This window comes from Sphingobacterium sp. Lzh-3, assembly GCF_046764375.1.
In the GTDB taxonomy this organism is placed as follows: Bacteria; Bacteroidota; Bacteroidia; order Sphingobacteriales; family Sphingobacteriaceae; genus Sphingobacterium.
Map to the genome: position 1 here is coordinate 5,999,128 of NZ_CP177226.1, position 17,461 is coordinate 6,016,588.

General features: G+C 39.9%; 16 protein-coding genes and 1 tRNA gene. 6 read left to right on the forward strand and 11 right to left on the reverse strand.

The genetic code is table 11. From position 1 onward, the window contains the following. Positions 1-131: 131 nt before the first annotated feature. Positions 132-1,802 carry a PspC domain-containing protein gene (locus ACLCDV_RS25095; protein WP_411972515.1) on the reverse strand — a complete coding sequence of 557 codons (1,671 nt, stop codon included), beginning with the start codon at positions 1,800-1,802 and terminating at the stop codon, positions 132-134. Further along, positions 1,795-2,166, reverse strand: a complete 372-nt coding sequence (locus ACLCDV_RS25100) for a PadR family transcriptional regulator (protein ID WP_046673104.1) — start codon at positions 2,164-2,166, stop codon at positions 1,795-1,797. Before ACLCDV_RS25100 ends, ACLCDV_RS25095 begins: the two co-directional genes overlap by 8 nt. Positions 2,167-2,320: 154 nt before the next feature. Here ACLCDV_RS25100 and ACLCDV_RS25105 point away from each other — a divergent pair, with 154 nt between their 5' ends. Further along, entirely contained in the window at positions 2,321-2,701 is a 381-nt protein-coding gene (locus tag ACLCDV_RS25105; RefSeq protein ID WP_317669124.1) for a VanZ family protein, read from the forward strand. An 86-nt stretch (positions 2,702-2,787) separates the two neighbouring features. Here ACLCDV_RS25105 and ACLCDV_RS25110 read toward each other — a convergent pair whose 3' ends face one another. The 6 genes from ACLCDV_RS25110 to ACLCDV_RS25135 all read right to left on the reverse strand — a co-directional run bounded on the left by ACLCDV_RS25110 (position 2,788) and on the right by ACLCDV_RS25135 (position 9,854). After that, the gene (locus tag ACLCDV_RS25110; RefSeq protein WP_317669123.1) at positions 2,788-3,486 is read right to left on the reverse strand and encodes a ComF family protein; all 699 of its coding nucleotides are present in this window, start codon (positions 3,484-3,486) and stop codon (positions 2,788-2,790) included. 41 nt (positions 3,487-3,527) lie between these two features. Next, positions 3,528-4,628 carry a 23S rRNA (adenine(2503)-C(2))-methyltransferase RlmN gene (gene rlmN, locus ACLCDV_RS25115; RefSeq protein ID WP_411567691.1) on the reverse strand — a complete coding sequence of 367 codons (1,101 nt, stop codon included), beginning with the start codon at positions 4,626-4,628 and terminating at the stop codon, positions 3,528-3,530. A 74-nt stretch (positions 4,629-4,702) separates the two neighbouring features. Further along, positions 4,703-5,284, reverse strand: coding sequence for a tRNA-(ms[2]io[6]A)-hydroxylase (locus ACLCDV_RS25120; RefSeq protein WP_411972516.1), 582 nt, complete (start codon positions 5,282-5,284; stop codon positions 4,703-4,705). 70 nt (positions 5,285-5,354) lie between these two features. Continuing rightward, the gene (locus ACLCDV_RS25125) at positions 5,355-6,395 is read right to left on the reverse strand and encodes an Atu2307/SP_0267 family LLM class monooxygenase (RefSeq protein ID WP_411972517.1); all 1,041 of its coding nucleotides are present in this window, start codon (positions 6,393-6,395) and stop codon (positions 5,355-5,357) included. A 174-nt stretch (positions 6,396-6,569) separates the two neighbouring features. Next, positions 6,570-7,238, reverse strand: a complete 669-nt coding sequence (locus ACLCDV_RS25130) for an AcvB/VirJ family lysyl-phosphatidylglycerol hydrolase (protein ID WP_317669120.1) — start codon at positions 7,236-7,238, stop codon at positions 6,570-6,572. Positions 7,239-7,259: 21 nt separating this feature from the next. Continuing rightward, on the reverse strand, positions 7,260-9,854 hold the full coding sequence (locus tag ACLCDV_RS25135; protein ID WP_411972518.1) for a phosphatidylglycerol lysyltransferase domain-containing protein: 2,595 nt from the start codon (positions 9,852-9,854) through the stop codon (positions 7,260-7,262). A 125-nt stretch (positions 9,855-9,979) separates the two neighbouring features. Between ACLCDV_RS25135 and ACLCDV_RS25140 the strand changes: the two genes are divergently transcribed. Continuing rightward, positions 9,980-11,215 (forward strand): glycosyltransferase, encoded by a 1,236-nt coding sequence (locus ACLCDV_RS25140; protein WP_411972519.1) that lies wholly within the window; start codon positions 9,980-9,982, stop codon positions 11,213-11,215. Positions 11,216-11,219: 4 nt separating this feature from the next. Here the strand turns inward: ACLCDV_RS25140 and ACLCDV_RS25145 are convergent, their stop codons facing one another. Together ACLCDV_RS25145 and dcd are read right to left on the reverse strand one after the other, a co-directional pair. Continuing rightward, positions 11,220-12,320: an MBL fold metallo-hydrolase gene (locus ACLCDV_RS25145; protein WP_411972520.1), complete on the reverse strand. Its 1,101-nt coding sequence runs from the start codon at positions 12,318-12,320 to the stop codon at positions 11,220-11,222. Positions 12,321-12,328: 8 nt separating this feature from the next. Further along, entirely contained in the window at positions 12,329-12,865 is a 537-nt protein-coding gene (gene dcd, locus ACLCDV_RS25150; RefSeq protein ID WP_046673098.1) for a dCTP deaminase, read from the reverse strand. Positions 12,866-12,984: 119 nt separating this feature from the next. Between dcd and ACLCDV_RS25155 the strand changes: the two genes are divergently transcribed. Continuing rightward, positions 12,985-13,626 (forward strand): 4'-phosphopantetheinyl transferase family protein, encoded by a 642-nt coding sequence (locus ACLCDV_RS25155; protein ID WP_333577374.1) that lies wholly within the window; start codon positions 12,985-12,987, stop codon positions 13,624-13,626. A gap of 110 nt (positions 13,627-13,736) precedes the next feature. Then, a tRNA-Glu gene (locus tag ACLCDV_RS25160) sits at positions 13,737-13,808 on the forward strand. Between the two features lie 139 nt (positions 13,809-13,947). Here the strand turns inward: ACLCDV_RS25160 and ACLCDV_RS25165 are convergent. Beyond that, positions 13,948-14,571 carry a hypothetical protein gene (locus tag ACLCDV_RS25165; RefSeq protein WP_411972521.1) on the reverse strand — a complete coding sequence of 208 codons (624 nt, stop codon included), beginning with the start codon at positions 14,569-14,571 and terminating at the stop codon, positions 13,948-13,950. A gap of 302 nt (positions 14,572-14,873) precedes the next feature. Between ACLCDV_RS25165 and ACLCDV_RS25170 the strand changes: the two genes are divergently transcribed. Together ACLCDV_RS25170 and ACLCDV_RS25175 are read left to right on the forward strand one after the other, a co-directional pair. Then, positions 14,874-16,070 carry an ankyrin repeat domain-containing protein gene (locus ACLCDV_RS25170; protein ID WP_411972522.1) on the forward strand — a complete coding sequence of 399 codons (1,197 nt, stop codon included), beginning with the start codon at positions 14,874-14,876 and terminating at the stop codon, positions 16,068-16,070. A gap of 18 nt (positions 16,071-16,088) precedes the next feature. Then, a complete protein-coding gene (locus tag ACLCDV_RS25175; RefSeq protein WP_411972523.1) occupies positions 16,089-17,435 on the forward strand; it encodes an ankyrin repeat domain-containing protein in 1,347 nt (448 codons plus the stop codon). Positions 17,436-17,461 lie beyond the last annotated feature (26 nt).

Consider the following 17,461-nt stretch of genomic DNA (forward strand, 5'->3'; position numbering starts at 1 on the left):
TAAATAGGTGTAATAGCATTTACTTTTGATGGTACTAAATAGGCTTATCACACGAGGTTCAGTAGTGATTTTCGATTGGTTACAGCTTCAATAATTTGTCTTCCGCCTAAAGGCGGAAGACTTGGTTTATGTTATTTCTTTTTTGTCACTATAGTAACACCATCTTTTTTGACATTGATAATGGTATCTCTGCGGATGACAACAGACGTATCATTTGCGATTACTTCATTGCCTTCAGCATCTGTTTCGTCACTGTCATCTGACTTTTTGGGTGGCAATGCACATTTCAACCCAAGGGAAGTAACTACAAATTGAACGTCCTTTACATCATTTACATTTTCCTTATAACGATCTCTGCACTCGTAGAATGATATATCTCTTAATTTATCTTCCAGACGATCATTAATGACCAATTTTGTGCCCACAGGCAGGAATAAGGTAATATTAACTTCTTGATCCCGATAAAGTTCGCCTTCGTTCAATTGGAAAGCATTATCGAAGGTCAATGATGTACTATCCTGTCTCAAGGAATAATTAATTTTACCGGCTCTATCCGTGGCCGCTTTATAGGTACTTCCTTTTGCCGAATACTCATAACGTACATAAGGCTCCTGTAGAGAATCGATACGCTCGACACGGATACGAATATTACGTCTCAGATAAGTAGAGCCGTTTTCGTTTCTTATACCCAAACCGCTCTTTACACCATTTTTTAAATGAATTACCCGAATATCATTTTCATTTAAGTAATAAGCAGCTTGTTTTTGCAGTGGCTTCTCTTCAACAATCGTACTGGACTCTTTGAACTCCTTCGCTACCGATGTAGCGTAGTAGATAATAGCACCTATTGATGCCAACCAAACCAAAAACAAAGTGGTTGTTAAATAATTGTTCATTGGTTTTTTCTCGAAAAGAACGCGGAGAAGCAAATAGAACAATCCGGCAAAGGGAATAAAAATAGCCAAGAAACCCGCTATCAATGCAAAAGGCACATCGCTCGGATTCATGAGATAAAAAGGACCAGAATCATCCATGACGTTAGGAATTACGTTTACAATAGCCAAGGCAAAGAAGATAAGTCCAATAATCAACCCGATGAGTGTCAACCCAACAATAATAACAAAGAACACGCCGATGACCTTCACAAAGACCTGCAATAATTTAGCAACACTATCACCTGTACGGTCCATTCCCCTCGAAAACGAATCCCTTACCCCGCTCATTTCTTCATCGAAAGAACGCTTAAAGTTTTGGATGTTGGGAGCCTCCCCTCGCATTTCCATCTTATCTGCGCGAGTTACAGCGAGTGGCATGACAATCCATAGAATGACATAGACCAACACGCCCGATCCTCCAATTACAACAAATAAAGCAAAGAGCAAGCGCACCCATTTGGCCTCAATCCCCAAAAAATGTCCCAGTCCACTACATACACCACTGAAAACTTTGTCATCAGGGTCGCGCATCAGCTTCTTCCCTACTTTAAACCCATCTGCATTTGGCTGATGCTGAAAAGCCCCATAACCATCCTGATCTTCAGATTCAAAATCGCTAACACTCCCCATCTGCTCAATCACAGCATTAACATCATCCATATTAAGAACTTCTTTACTGCCGGCCTGAATCTTTTCAGTAAACATTTCTGAAATCCGATTTTCGATGTCCTCTAAAATCTCCTTACTATCTTCTGATTGTCCAAAGTGTTTCTTTATATCAATCATGTAGGAGCGAAGCACCTCATAAGCATCCTCTTCAATATGGAAGACGATACTATTTATGTTGATAATTATTGTCTTATTCATCGTTGTTATCTTTGACTGGTTTAGTTGAATCATTGTTTCTACCCACCAATGACGTGTTTACGGCAAACACAAGCTCATTCCAGGTAACATCTAGTCGCGAAAGGACTTCTAACCCTTCTTGGGTAATTTCATAATATTTTCTAGGCGGACCTGAAGTCGACTCCTTCCATATATAGCTTAACAGGCCATTGTTTTTTAGACGTGTTAAAAGCGGATATAAGGTTCCTTCCACAACCAATAATTGAGCTTTCTTCAGTTCGCTGATAATATCGGAGGCATAAATTTCTCCTCGAGAAATTATGGATAGGATACAATATTCAAGTATCCCCTTCCTCATTTGGATTTGTGTATTTTCAGCTATCATAACAATACAAAGATATATGTATTTTATGGTACCATGCAATACATAGTACCATACAAGACAAGACAATTTTATTAAAAAGCTGATTTACAGGTGAATAATTTTTAAATTCATAATATTTTTATTTCTATCAGGAAATTTTTAGATATTTAACGCCATGATTAAAATCTTATTAGACTATAAGTGGTCTTTTATCTGGGCCATAATAGTTATTATTTTATGCACGCTCCCCGGCAATAATTTTGACGCAGTTCCCGCCTATCCGGGTATGGATAAATTAGTTCATTGCGGTATGTTTTTTGTTTTCTGTACGTTGTTATACAATGGTGTGATCCAGCAATTCAGCGGTAAACCAACCCGTTGGCTACCCATCTTCATCGTTTCTATCCTCGGATTTTTATTTGCCGGACTGACAGAATTGCTTCAACTTTATATTTTTACTTATCGCAGTGGAGATTGGTGGGATTTATTTGCAGACACAATCGGAATAGGTATGGCCGGGTTTGCCTATTTGCTAAACTATGTGAACAGACGGTAGTAAACACCGTATTGCGTTAGTTTTGACCTTTTCATTTTTATTGAGCGTGTTACCAAATAAATCTAAACGCTATGGGCAAATTTGGTCTAGGCCCTCGCTAAAGTGGCAATAGATATCCGACAGTCAATAGCATCTAAGAGTGCTAATGTCGCGGAAACAATCGTAGCGCCTGTTGTTAGCACATCGTCCACCAATAGAATATGTACATTGGCCGGCACCCCAGTGGCCCGACAATCGAAAATATCACTTACATTTTCGTAACGGTCGAGTCGTCCCTTACCTGTTTGACTAATTGTCGCCTTCTTTCTTACCAAAATATCTTCACGCAGTGGGATTTCCATCGCTCTAGACAACCCCCTTCCAAAGTAAGTGGATTGATTATAGCCTCTTTTTCGGAGTTTGCTCCTGTGTAACGGCACAGGAACAATACAGTCGATATCCTGATAGGCCTTTACATCTATTAATTTTAAGCCGTATAGATAGCCAAAATATTCCGCAAGAAAGGGTTGATTATTGTATTTAATCTGATAAATGAGGTGCTCTACACGGCTATCCTTTTGCATGAACAAAAAAGAACAGGCCTCTTCCACTGGAGCTTTCCCCCAAAGCTGTCTTGCCGTATCATTATCTGAATATTCATGAAAGTTAGTATAAGGCAAGTGGAAGTCGCATGCTATACAGATAAACTTTTCCTGATATTTTAGCACACAGCCACAACAGCCACATTCTCTTGGAAAAAAGATAGCTAGAAAATCGCCAAAAAGCTTATTTAATTCGGATTTCATCTGGTTAATTCCCCTATTAAAGATAGGAACTCTCCGCCAGATTATGCCTCGGATTCCTCCTTTTTTTCATCCTTGATTGCTAATTGCCCACAGGCTGCATCAATATCTTTACCACGGCTACGTCGCACATTCGTAATGATACCTTGACTTTTTAGATAATTTGCGAATACCTCGATTTTATCCGCTTCAGCATTTAGGAAATCGGCCAGTGCGATAGGATTATACTCAATCAGGTTGACCTTACAAGGAACGTGTTTACAGAACTTAGCAAGTTCTTTTGCATCCTCCAATTCGTCATTGAAATTGTTAAAGACAATATATTCAAATGTGATTGGATTCTTTGTCTTCGCATAAAAATATTTGAGGGCTTCTGCCAGAGCTTTTAGTGAGTTCTGCTCATTGATCGGCATAATTTCATTCCGCTTTTTATCATTTGCCGCGTGCAAAGAAAGTGCTAGATTAAAACGTACCTGATCATCACCCAATTTTTTGATCATTTTTGCGATACCGGCAGTGGAAACAGTGATCCGCTTGGCAGCCATATTTAATCCATCGGGGGCCGTAATGCGTTCAACCGACTTCATCATATTGGCATAGTTCAACAAAGGCTCACCCATCCCCATATAAACGATATTTGTGAGAGGCTGCCCGTAGTTCTCTTCGGCTTGCTTGCTGATCAGAACGACTTGATCGTAGATCTCATCGGCATTGAGGTTCCTTTTACGGTCCATATAGCCTGTTGCACAGAACTTACAGGTCAAGCTACAACCCACCTGTGAGCTGACACAAGCTGTCATTCGCTCCGGAGCGGGTATCAACACCCCTTCAATGATATTGTTATCATACAGCCAAAAACTACTTTTAATTGTTTTATCTGAGCTGATCTGAGATTCTTTAACTGTAACTGCATTGATCGTAAAATTCGCTTTCAGCTTCTCACGAAGGGGCTTACTCAAATTACTCATCTGATCAAAATCTACACAGGACTTTACCCAGAGCCATTCATAAATCTGCTTCGCACGAAAGCCCTGCTCCCCCAACGCTGTAAGTTGATCTTTGATCTGATCCAAAGACAAACTCCTGATATCTATTATTTTACTTTTTTCAATCACGGTACAAAGATAAGAATAAATAAGTGACAAAAAATCCCGTTCTAAGAAATAGAACGGGACAACTGTTATGTATGTGTTTTAAAATAGGTAGGAGCAAGATCCAATTAGCCATGAATGGCTTCTTTACTTCCGTACGACTGTATCAGCTTCCCTTCAAAATCCAACCACTCATTCCAACGCTTTTCTACATCAACGTCTACGGTATATTTGCGTGCAAAATTTAAAAATGTCGTATAATGATTTGCCTCAGACACCATTAAATCATGGTAAAACTTCGCAAGATCTTTATCCTGAATATTTTGCGACAGGACTCTAAAACGTTCGCAGCTACGGGCTTCGATCATTGCCGCAAATAATAAACGATCGATAAAAGCCATATTTCTACTGCCGTCTTTTTTAGAGAATTTCATCAATTGACCAACATAATCGTCTTTCCGTTCACGACCCAAGGTATAGCCACGTTCTTTGATGATATCAATAACCATCTTAAAATGTTCCATCTCTTCGATAGCAATTGCTGTCAGTTCATGCACTAAATCTTCGTGTTCTGAGTTGTTTGTGATTAATGATATTGCATTCGAAGCAGCCTTCTGTTCACACCAGGCATGATCAGTCAAAATTTCTTCTAAATTTCCTTCTGCGATGTTTGCCCATCGCGGATCTGTCAACAACTTTAATCCAAGCATCTTACTCTCAAAATGATTTACGCCACAAAGGTAGCGAATATCTCAGCGTTAAAAAAATGATAATCGCTCTTTAGGCATCTTTATGTAAAGCTTTTCGAATTTCAGGCGCTATTTTTTCGCCATAGATCTCTATAGAACGGAGCATTTCTTTATGCCCAGGAGCCCCAACATCCATATGTGCAGAGAAACGTGTCAATCCGAATTTCTCCTGTATTTGCAAGATTTTATCTACGGCATAATTAGCATCCCCAACAATGAGGTGCCCCCTTGAAGAACGGCCAAAGTCATATTGTGTACGCTGATACGAAGGCCATCCGCGGCTCGCCCCTATGCGATCCATTTGAGAAGAGTAAACAGGATAATAATAATCGGCTATTTGGGTACTATTGTCACCAAAGAACGCATGCATGTGCACGCCAACTTGAAAATTAGCCATATCATGCCCATTATCTTCATAAGCTTGGCGGTACATATCAAATAAGTGGTCGAAGCTTTCGTACATACCCCCGATGATAGCAAACATGACTGGTAAACCAAGTTTTCCCGCACGGATAACTGAAGAGGTCGTACCACCTACGGCAACCCAAATTGGCAATGAGTCATTTTTCGGCCGTGGGAAGACTTCTTGATTGATTAGTGACGCTCTAAATTTACCACGCCAAGTGATCGGATTTTGCTTGTTTAAACGTAACAAAAGTTCAAGTTTTTCCTCAAATAATTCGGAATAATCTTTCAGATCATAACCAAATAAGGGAAAGGACTCAATGAAAGAACCTCTTCCGGCCATCAGTTCAGCCCGTCCATCGGATAAAAGATCGACCGTAGCAAAATCCTGGAATAATTTGACGGGATCGGCAGAACTTAATACCGAGACCGCACTACCCAACTTAATATTTTTGGTAACTGTAGAAGCTGCAGCCAAGATAATTTCGGGTGCAGCAACAGCATAATCTGCACGGTGATGCTCCCCTATTCCATAGAAATCTAAGCCTACTTGATCCATAAGCTTAATCTCTTCAATGATTTCTTTCATTCGATCCTGTGGCGCCTGGATCTGACCTGTAACAGGATCTATCCTCGAGTCACCAAACATTCCTATTCCTAATTCCATAATTGTCTATTTAAATTCTAAGTCAAAATTAAGATCTTCTTTATTTAATTCACTTGATGTAGGACAAGAAATATGAATCGAATTAAAGCTTTCACTGATCTTAATACGGGAAAAGGACTATCGCGACTGTATAACCACCATAAAAGAAAGCTAGCAGACAACAACCCCGCCCGATTAGAAAAGTGCGACTGTATTCTTCGCTACCGGGTCTGCATTCCCACTAAAATGATGGCCCCCGGAGAGGTATTTTTTTGTAAAATTCTTAAGTGTTATTTTTTGTACAGGAAAATCGGCTTCGTCGTCACCGAGAATGACGCCCGTTTTGACTCCATCCATGCGATTGATTTCAGAAATGACATCAAGACTTCGCTTTGTATTACTACGGCCTAAAATATCAGCTATATGGATCTCCAGATCTGTAGACACGGATGGTTCCAAAAGCACAACGCTCTTTACATTTTTTTTAACAACTGGATCCAAGCGGTTAATAATAAAAGGGACCGCATCTGCTCCAAATGAATACCCAACGATGAAAAGACGCATATTCTGCCGTGAGGATAGCAAAGTCTTCAAGGTATTAGAAATATCTCCTGCTATTTCATTCGGGCTTTTCTTCTTCCAGAAATAGCTTTTAGAATCGATAGCTGCCACCGTATATCCTGCTCCAGCAATCAGCTCACAGAGCTTATTTGAGAACGAATTGAATCCTCCATCTCCACTCAGATAGAGAACCAGGGGGAGTGCCGCTTTATTATTCCAGTATTTCATGTCAATTAAACGTTGTTGAGCAAAAGCGTGAAATGCTATGCTACCAATTATAAATAAAGTGGCTAATTTTTTCATCTGTATGAGATCTACACGAAGCTATTCATTCGGTTTCATCACTTTGACCATTGCTACCGGAAGTTGTAAGAGATCAAAATCGTTATCAAATATAAGGTATTTATTTTCCCAAAAAGTCGCATACTTCTCTTTAAAGTCGCGCAGGCTATGATAATGTTTAAAGTTGCCCAACCGGGTTGAAGCAAATTTCATAATCTTTTCTGCAGGACTATCGGTCGCACCAAAACCTGTCATTGGTACCATTCCCAAATTTAAGTAGACATATTTTTGAGTTTTAGCATACGCGATGAGCTCAACGATCAAGGCATCCATGCTTCCGCCCGGAGCTTCAAGAGATTTCCGGATCATATCATAAGTGCATTCATCTTTCGCATAATCGGGAATAATATTCAGAAAGGCAACGATATGGTTTACTTCATTTTTCAGCACAATAATATCCTGTGAAATAAGCTCATTTTCATCAAACATGCCTTGAGAAAAAACCATTTCTTTTTTTTCAAACGCTCGCAACCACTCATCGGAGATTACCTTCAATTCATCAATAACTTCTTTCTTCTGAGGTGCTTTCAACACTTCCGTGGTAAAACCTTTCTTTTGAATTGCATTAAGGCCATTACGCAAAGACTTACGGTCTTTCCCCTCTAGCTTAAATGTATCTAGCTCGAGTACTGCCTCCTGCCCAATGGTAATCTTTTGTTTGCGCAGGGAAGAAAAATGAACCAAGCTATTCTCATCCACACGATAATAAACAGCTTTTAATCCATTTGCATAACAGTATGCATCAAATTCCTGAACCAACTCTTCCTTATCTCCCTGTTCACACACAGGTTCGTCTAATACAATAGCAAATTCGTTAGCCAGGCGATACGCCGTAAACCCTTCCGATATTTCCGAAAAAAATAGGCTCTTATCTTTTCCCAGTTTAAAAAAATCCATCGGAGACTGCCCAAATTCGAGCAATAATTGTTCCGCACGGTCGATTTCAGATTTACTGGAATCTTCACCATCAATGAGACGAGGTCGTGCGAGGGCATATATCAAGAGGAACCAGCAAAAAAGCCCAAGCACTTGAGTAATGCGTAGGAATTCCTGACCAAAAGCTGTTTGGGGCATCAATTCATCGTCTGCAAACAACAGAAAACTCCGTGCCGTATGATATATTGATTGTCCCCATGTAAAGTCTAGCCCGAAATGTTGCTTATCAATGAAGTAAAAACTCAACACATCAAACAGGCATATCGCTATCAGCGCGACAAAAAATGTGATAAACCCAATTCTTACCCAGCGAATATTACTCTTGATGCGATATTGCTTATAGCTCATTGCCAATAAAATCAAGGTCAATAAAGCAACCGATGCCTCTTCATAGTCCAATGCCTTAAACACATGTCCAAACAGCGACAAGGCACTAAACACCACGGCGATCCAGAACGCAATACGGAAACCTTTAATCAAGTAGGCTGAAGTAACCAATAGTCCTAAGCCCAAAACCAATACCATAAATTTAGAAGCATGAATTGCTTCTAGCGGTAAATAAAAACGATCAAGTTTCATACGATCAGCCAATGGTGGTGTCAATACGGAAACAAGATTTACCACGCCTAAGAAAAATATAAGCAACGCCGGTCCAATACGTGCCAGCAATTGCTTACCACGCCATGCAAAGGCAAGGATTCCCAAGAGTAATGGAAGCCAAAATTCGAATGCCCGATAGAGAATTGTAATGCCCAATCCTTCTGCCTGCGAGTAGCCGTACGCTTTAAAAATATACAGCATGGTCAGCTCTACAGCCCCAAGGCCCCGTAGAAAAGGAGAAACAATCATCAATACGACCGAAACAGTATAGGCAATAGCCGCAGCCTCGAAGGAGTGGTCCAAACCAAGAGCATACATACTAACAAAAGCATGGGCAATACCGCAACATTCGACGACCATGGACGCCAACATGGTACCCAACAAATATTTTAGCTTGACTTCCCCTGAAAATATTTCATCGATGTTAGAGGCTACAGCAGGAAACTTTAATTCGACCCAACGATAAATGCCTTTGTGTGTTCGAAAAGACCAAACAAGCCAAAATACGGCAGCCAGGAGCAGTCCCAAAACCACCAATGAGATCCAGGCATCACCAAAATTTTTATTATGCCAGATCGTATACAATATAACAGGTACACCAATCATAAAGACCGTCAGTAGTCCGACATAGCCATACAGCGCCCCTGCTTGGTGAATTTGCGTTGTATTCAAATTTCTTTTCCGCAACTCCGTTGTTGTATATGCCAAAGAACTAATCCCGCCCGCAGGTAGAAACACGCTGAGTAAATTTCTCTTCAGGAAAAGATCAATGGCGATTCTCAGATTAATAGAAAGGCCGATCGCTTTAAAACTCTGCACATACATCAATCCCTGAAGCACAATATAGACGATGGTAATTCCAACGCCTACCGAAACCCAGGTTAAGTTGGCTGCGCGCAACTGCGGAATAATTGCCGCAAGCTCCTTCCGCTCATTTCTAAAAAATACGAAGGCCAATAAGATAACCAAAACAGCTATTAATTCCTTCCAATAAGTCTTTGGCGAAAAATGTCGAATCCGCTGGGCAATAGTTTTGGCCATATGATCGTTTAATGATGAATAACCTTTAAATATAGTATAAACACTAAAATAAAGCTAATCGTTTGAAAATGACTAATTGTTAATTTTTCGTCAATTCTTTTCACATTAATCAGTAATTTTCCTGCATGAAAGAGAAAAAGGTTTTGTTCATCGGACTTGTGTGGCCAGAGCCAACATCTTCAGCAGCGGGCTTTCGCATGATGCAATTAATTGAAACGTTCACGACCCGCTCTTATCACATTACATTTGCTTCGGCTGCTGCGAAGTCACCTTATAGTGCCCCTTTGCAATCTCTTGGTGTGCATGAGCAAGCAATTGTGCTCAATAGCGATAGCTTTGACGATTTTATTACTCAACTACAACCCGATATTGTTGTTTTCGATCGTTTTATGGTAGAAGAACAATATGGTTGGCGTGTCGCACAGTATTGTCCCCATGCACTCCGCATACTCGACACGGAAGACTTGCATTTTTTACGCCAGGCGAGACAGGCATCCGTCAAAAATAAAGGTGATTTCTCCTTTCAAGAGTTATTTACAGACACCGCTAAACGGGAAATTGCCTCTATTCTGCGAAGTGACCTCTCCTTGATTATCTCCGAATCCGAAATGAAGATTCTTATCGAAGAATTTCGAATTTCACCCGACATCCTCTATTACCTCCCTTTCCTGGAAAATGAGATCAGTTCTACTGAAATTAATCAATGGAAGCCCTTTGAAGAGCGGAAGAACTTATTATTTATCGGAAATTTTATCCATGAGCCGAACTGGCATACGGTTCAATATCTAAAAACACAAATCTGGCCCCAATTACGGAAGATGCTTCCCAAAGTAGAATTGCACATTTATGGTGCCTATGCAACCCAAAAAGTACTTCAGTTAAACAACTCTAAAGAGAATTTCCTGATCAAGGGACGGGCGGAATCTGCTCGCCTTACCATGGAAAACTACCGTGTACTGGTCGCTCCAATTCAATTTGGTGCCGGCGTAAAAGGAAAGTTTATCGACGCCATGCAAACCGGCACACCATCTGTTACCACGACAGTTGGAGCAGAAGCCATGAAGGGTAATTTGGACTGGAATGGGTTTATCGAAGACAATCCCGAAACTTTCTGCCGAAAGACTGTCGAGCTTTACGAAAACGAAGATCTTTGGAAAACAGCCCAAGAACATGGTATCCGTATTATCAACGAGCGTTATGAAAAACGAAAGTATCAGGCTGACTTTATGACGAATCTATCTTTGTTAAAAGCGCAGATTGACAGGCACCGCCAACAAAACTTTATTAGTCAGATATTGTTGCACCACACGATGCAGAGCACAAAATATATGTCTTTATGGATTGAGGAAAAAAATAAATAGATCTTTAGTTGACATCACGCCACCAAGGCGCGTATACTGTATCTAATCTATTAAAATGGATCATTTCCCCTATTTTTGGCGTAAGGAGAGTGATCTGTTCTTTGTTCGCTGTCTCGTAAAATTTCTCCATTGGCTCTCTCCAGTCGTGCATAGCCAACGCGAACTTAGAAGAATGAACGGGCAAAATAGCTTGAGCTTTCAGATCCTTCGTTTCAGCAGCCCATTCGTCAGGTAAGGAATGGATATAATGCCAGGCATCGTTATACTGGCCATTTTCCAAGATTGCTAAATCAAATGGACCGAACTGGTCACCTATCTTTTTGAAGTGCTTACCATATCCGCTGTCTCCACCTAAGAAAATAGTGTACTGGGAAGTTTTTAGCACAAAGGATGTCCACAAGGTATTATTCCGTGTAAATCTTCGTCCCGAAAAGTGCCTTGCGGGTGTGAAGGTTACCTGAAAATCGGGCGCCAGTTTTATCTGGTCGTACCAATCACCCTCGATGATCTGATCCGCCTTATATCCCCAAGATTCAAAATGCGCCCCCACGCCAAGACCACAAATCACCCGACCGACTTTATCCCTCAATTTCAAAACAGTCTCATAGTCCAGATGATCGTAATGATCATGAGAGATAAACAAATAGTCAATTTTCGGAAAAACCATCGTCGCATAGTCGACAGACATCTTAAATGCTTTATTGCTCCCTGGGATAGGAGAAGCATTTTTGCTGAACACCGGATCAACCAATATTAATTTCCCATCTAACTTCAACAGGTAGGAGGAGTGACCAAACCAAATCAGAACGTCATCTGCGGGAAGATGTGCTAAATCGCATTCCATAGCAGGCAATACTTTGATCGGCTTCAGGTGGGGATTTTTGTTGAAAAGGAAATCCCACAGCAAAGAGGCCATATTGACATCGCCTTTCAACGACGGCGTTACTTCGAGATTATGAAAAATACCATTTTTAAAATTTGGTGACTGTTTCATCCGCTCCAGTCGAGCTCCTTTGAAATTTCCACCAAACATTGGATGAACAAAATAATAGAGTACTCCACTGATGAGAACAATCAATAGAGCCCCTAAAATAATCCATCCCATATTCCGCATCAGAAATTATTCTTCCACATCATGGATTCCACCGGGCGGATGGTCTTGCCATTGTATTTTGCGTTACCTTTGGTATTATAAAATGTCTCGATATCGCCTTCTACAGCAAAATAGATCAATTGTCCAATAGGCATTCCCGCGTAAACCCGAACAGGTTGGGCAACCGAAATTTCCAAGGTCCAGGTATTACAGAAACCGACGTCACCCTTCCCTGCAGTTGCATGGATATCTATCCCTAAGCGACCAGTACTCGATTTGCCCTCTAAAAAAGGAACATGCTTATGCGTTTCGGTGTATTCTTGCGTAACGCCTAAATAAAGGGTATTGGGTTCCAATACAAAACCTTCTTCCGGTATTTCAAAATGCTGAATTTCATTGTGTTTCTTGGCATCCAGTACACGGTCTGCATACGTTGCCAGATATTTCCCCAAATGCACATCGTAAGAATTTGTGCCCAAACACTTACGATCAAATGGTTGAATGACAATGCTGCCATTTTCAATCTCTTCGAGAATTCTTTTATCAGATAAAATCATGTGTATCAAAATAGCAAAAGCATCAGGCAATGCTATACAAATTCAAAAATACAGTTCTCCCACTAATTTTACTTCATTTTTCAAAACAAAAATCTGCGATTTGTTTTTTAAATTTGGGTATGAGTCTAGTGTATCTACGTGAAATTGATAACCAAACCAAATTTGCAATTTGGCGAATTGAGGAATCGGACGACGATTTATTGTCGAAACTTCAATTGGATGAACGTGAAAAAGCAAAATTAGGATCGTTCAATAAGGGGAAAAGACGGTTGCACTGGCTTGCCACACGTGTGCTGTTGCGCACCTTATTGAATACATCCCGCTATATAGAATGTCCTTCGGATGCAAATGGCAAGCCTTATCTGGCTAATTTCCCCCAAAAAATATCACTTTCACACTCCTTTGATTACGCTGCAGCAATGATCAGTACGAAAGGTGAGGTTGGTATCGACATGGAAATCATCAAAACAAAAGTAGAGCGCATCCAACATAAGTTTCTAAAACCTACAGAGCTTGCATTCATCGCTCAGGATGATAGCCGCTATGAGCAGCTATATGCTTGTTGGTGCGCCAAAGAAGCGATTTATAAACTTCAAGGCAATGCAGGTGTCTCATTTCTGCATAACATGAGCATACAACCATTCGAATATCAAACACAAGGCATATTAAAACTTGAACTCGACAGCGATCAAGACAAACATATTTATGATGTCCATTACGAGAAGTTCAATGAATATATGCTCGCATACGCTGTTGAATAGGTCCTTTAAAAAAATAATTTTTCTCAATTTCAATGAATTAGCACACAGACAGCACTTTTTTTTTGTGCTTTTTGAAAAAGCTTCTATATTTGCATCATCGAAAACGATATGGCCCGTTCGTCTAGGGGTTAGGACGCAAGATTTTCATTCTTGAAACAGGGGTTCGATTCCCCTACGGGCTACACAAAGCGACTTTAAAAGAGTCGCTTTTTTTTATTTAAAGCCGTTACCAATTTAGTGCCTTTGATAAGCATATTGCCTCTCGAAAAAATCAATGGAAATTTATTACCAGCGTAGTCAAAAGCATATGACCTAGTTGTTTTACGTCCTATCCAAAGGTTCAAAATTTTCAAGCCGCATTACCTGTGCAAATTGTATCAGTTCAGCTTCTAATTGCTCAATCGTCAAATTGTCGACCTTTTTAGGCGAATAAACTTTAATTAATGAATCAATGTCTAAATATATGTTATCCTGCTTGGAACTTGCCACGAAAGCCGTAAATCGTTCTCTTCCTAGTATTGGATACTTAACTAAAGCCCTAAATTCAATATTACTCGGAAATCCCATGATTACATTGAACTGTATACGATAACCATCAATTACAATCTCTTTGATTTCTTCGGTTAAATTCCATTTCGATTTTTCATTAATATAGGCTGTAGCAAATCCTATCCGATCCAATTCATCGAATGGCTGTATATTAAGTACTTTCTTCTTAACCCATATTTTATTCAGCCAGGCCAAGTAAGTCATTCCGACTAACAAAAGAGGGAATATAACGGACGCTAACAGAAAAACGCTGATGAAAAGAGTCCAGGTAGGATAATTTCCATTCGCAATAGAAATTGCCATGGGAAGGATAACAAAGAGTAGGGTAAAACTTAACGATATTATCTTGAATGCGAAGAAGAATTTATGCTTATTGAGTTCTAAAAAGTTATTCATTATAATGTAATAATACAGCTCGGTATAAAGGATAGCTACTTGACAAATAAATATACCAGGGAAGTCGAAACTTCTGGTTTACGCTATTCAGCATTACCCAATTCAGTGCAAATGTATCAAATAAGAACAATTATTAAAAAACAAAAAAGTCACGACTGAAAATGGAGTGACTTTTTTATATTCTTACAGGCTTAGGGTGGTTCTGTTGTTTCTATGAAATGGAATGCATACTATTTTCCTAGTTAAATCGTTTTTCATTTAACCATGCTGATTTATTTTCTTTCGATTAACAAAAGCAAAAAATGACAAATAACGAATTAAAAAGGCTTACTGAATTTTCACGTAAAGGTGAAATCGCGGAGATGGAGCAGATTGTTGCCGCTGCGAACAGTAGAATTGACTTTCATGATTACGAATTGAATAGTGTAGTGAACCAATTGATTACAGCTCAACAGTATGGAATCTTGGATCATTTTGTAAAAAAAGGACTAATCTCAACTGATCTATACGATTACGATCGCTTTAGCACATCCGTTATTAATACGCTATTCAAACCTCAGATTGCATCCGAAGTGCAGCTTGAAGCCCATTTAATTTGGATGAAAAGCTATTTAGCACTGATTGATGATATTAACGAAGAAGTAGGCGGTATTACTTTATTGGAATATGCATTACAGGAGAATGTAGCTATTCCTTTCGCAAAACTTATTTTTGAGTCGGGTGCCGACTTGCAACGGATGGATCAGTATGGACAAACATTGCTTTTTAAAGTTTGTAGTCTTCGGATGCAGCCCAATGAGCGTATTAACGAGCTAGTAGACTGGCTATTAGTTGAAGGTCTAGATCCTAATATTGGCAATGTTGAACAAAAAACAGCCCTGCATATGGCTGTTGACACATTGAAAACTGACATTGTGATTAGATTACTGGACGCAGGAGCAGACCCAGGCTTAAAAGATTGGCACGGGGAAAGTGCCTTTTATTATGCGGCAGTAAGGCATTCTAATCCAGATTTGCTGGTGTCTCTTCTCAAATATGGAAAGCCAGATTTTCATAGCGTCAACAAACAGGGGGAAAATCTGCTCAATGCGTTTCTTCGCATGATGCATACCGATAGTGCAACTAATTTGAGCGTTCTGATCTTGCTTTTGGAACACGGTGCAGATCTGACAGCCGCCTCAGTTTGGTATCAGAAAGAAAAAACAGGTGTAGATTGGCTAGCAGAAAAATCGGTCCTAGTTGTACAAGAAATTATGGACAAAGGATATCTAGATCACAATTATGCAGATAACGAGGGTAACACGCTTTTGCATAAGATTTGCCAGGTGAATCTCAATTACGATGAAACTAGGGCCCGAGACCTTTATAAAAAAGCAAAATATCTTGTAGGTAAAGGCATCGATCCCCAATTGGAAAATATAATGGACAAAAAGGCCGTTGATTATGCCATGGAGGAAAATATCAAGGTAAAGACAGTAGAATGGTTATTAAAACAATAAAAACAGAAAAAAATCTTTATGTCTCAGTCATTTATAATTGCGTGTGAAAGCGGAAAACGTAAAATAGCGGAAATATTACTAGAGAAAAATCAAGTCGATGTATCTTACACCGATGAAATGGGACGAACAGCATTGCATTATGCTGCACATCGAGGTTATTTGGATCTGGTGAGGAAGTTGGTTCAGGCTGGAGCCATAGTGGACTACGAGGATCATCGGGGGGAAACTCCATTATATTTTGCCCTGTTACAAAAGCAAAAACAAACAGCGGTCTATCTATTGGAAAATAATGCCAATATTATGATCAACGACTTTTTGGGAAATAGCTTGCTCCATATTACAGCTCGCACCGGGCAACATGAAATGGCTGAAAAGCTGATCGCACAAGGTTTAGATGTAAACGCATTGAATAATAGTGCTGAATCACCGTTACTATTGGCTGTGCAGGCAAAATATCCGCCAGTGGTACAATTGTTCGTTGAAAATGGTGCTCGTGTAGACATTACCGACAAGGAGGGCAATACGGCCTTAAATTTGGCGGTATCTTTGGGCTCCATTCCTATTGTCAATATGTTGTTGGATAACGGTGCATCTGTCAATATCCTGAATGATTTAAGCGAAGGGCCTTTGCTCCTCGCTGTAAAAAATGGGAATCGTATTCTTGCTCAAAAGTTATTGGAGCAGGGGAGCGATATTTTTGCCGAATCTGCCGAAGGAATTTCTCCTGTGTGGTATGTTTGTAACAGCAATCAAAAAGAGCTTCTTGCTATATTTTTAGAAAGAGGCCTCTCTGCGGATTATGCTCGTCCCGTAGATTCATTTGATGGAAAGGACGGTAAATATTTAGAAAAGCTGATCGAACGGACAGGGCGACGTATCTTTATTCTGGGTTTTGAGCCTCATTATGCTGGAGAAACATTACTGCATACAGCTACAAAAATGGGTTATCTGTCTTTGGTCAAACAGCTTTTAGATAGTGGTGCAACGATTGATAAACAGGATGCTGCCGGCAATACTGCACTTCATTATGCTGCTGCCTATGGTAAAAAAGATGTGTTGCGGTATCTCCTATCTAACGGCTCAGTTACAGATATAACGAATGTATTGGAACAGAAAGCAATAGATTATTCCAATATGCAGGGTTTTAATGAAATAACGGCATTGTTGATTGATTTCGGAGCACAGACCGATCCCCTTAAAGATGCGCCTGTCCTTCCAGAGAAAAAAGTATTCACTGAACCCTTATCAAACGTGGATATGGGAATGAAGAAAAAGGCCCTATTTGATCTAAAAGATCTGTTCGACGCGGGAATCATTAATCAGGAGGAATTTGACGCAGAAAAAGCGAAAATTTTAAAGAATTAAATTTTATTGCAAGTCCTTCTTAAATC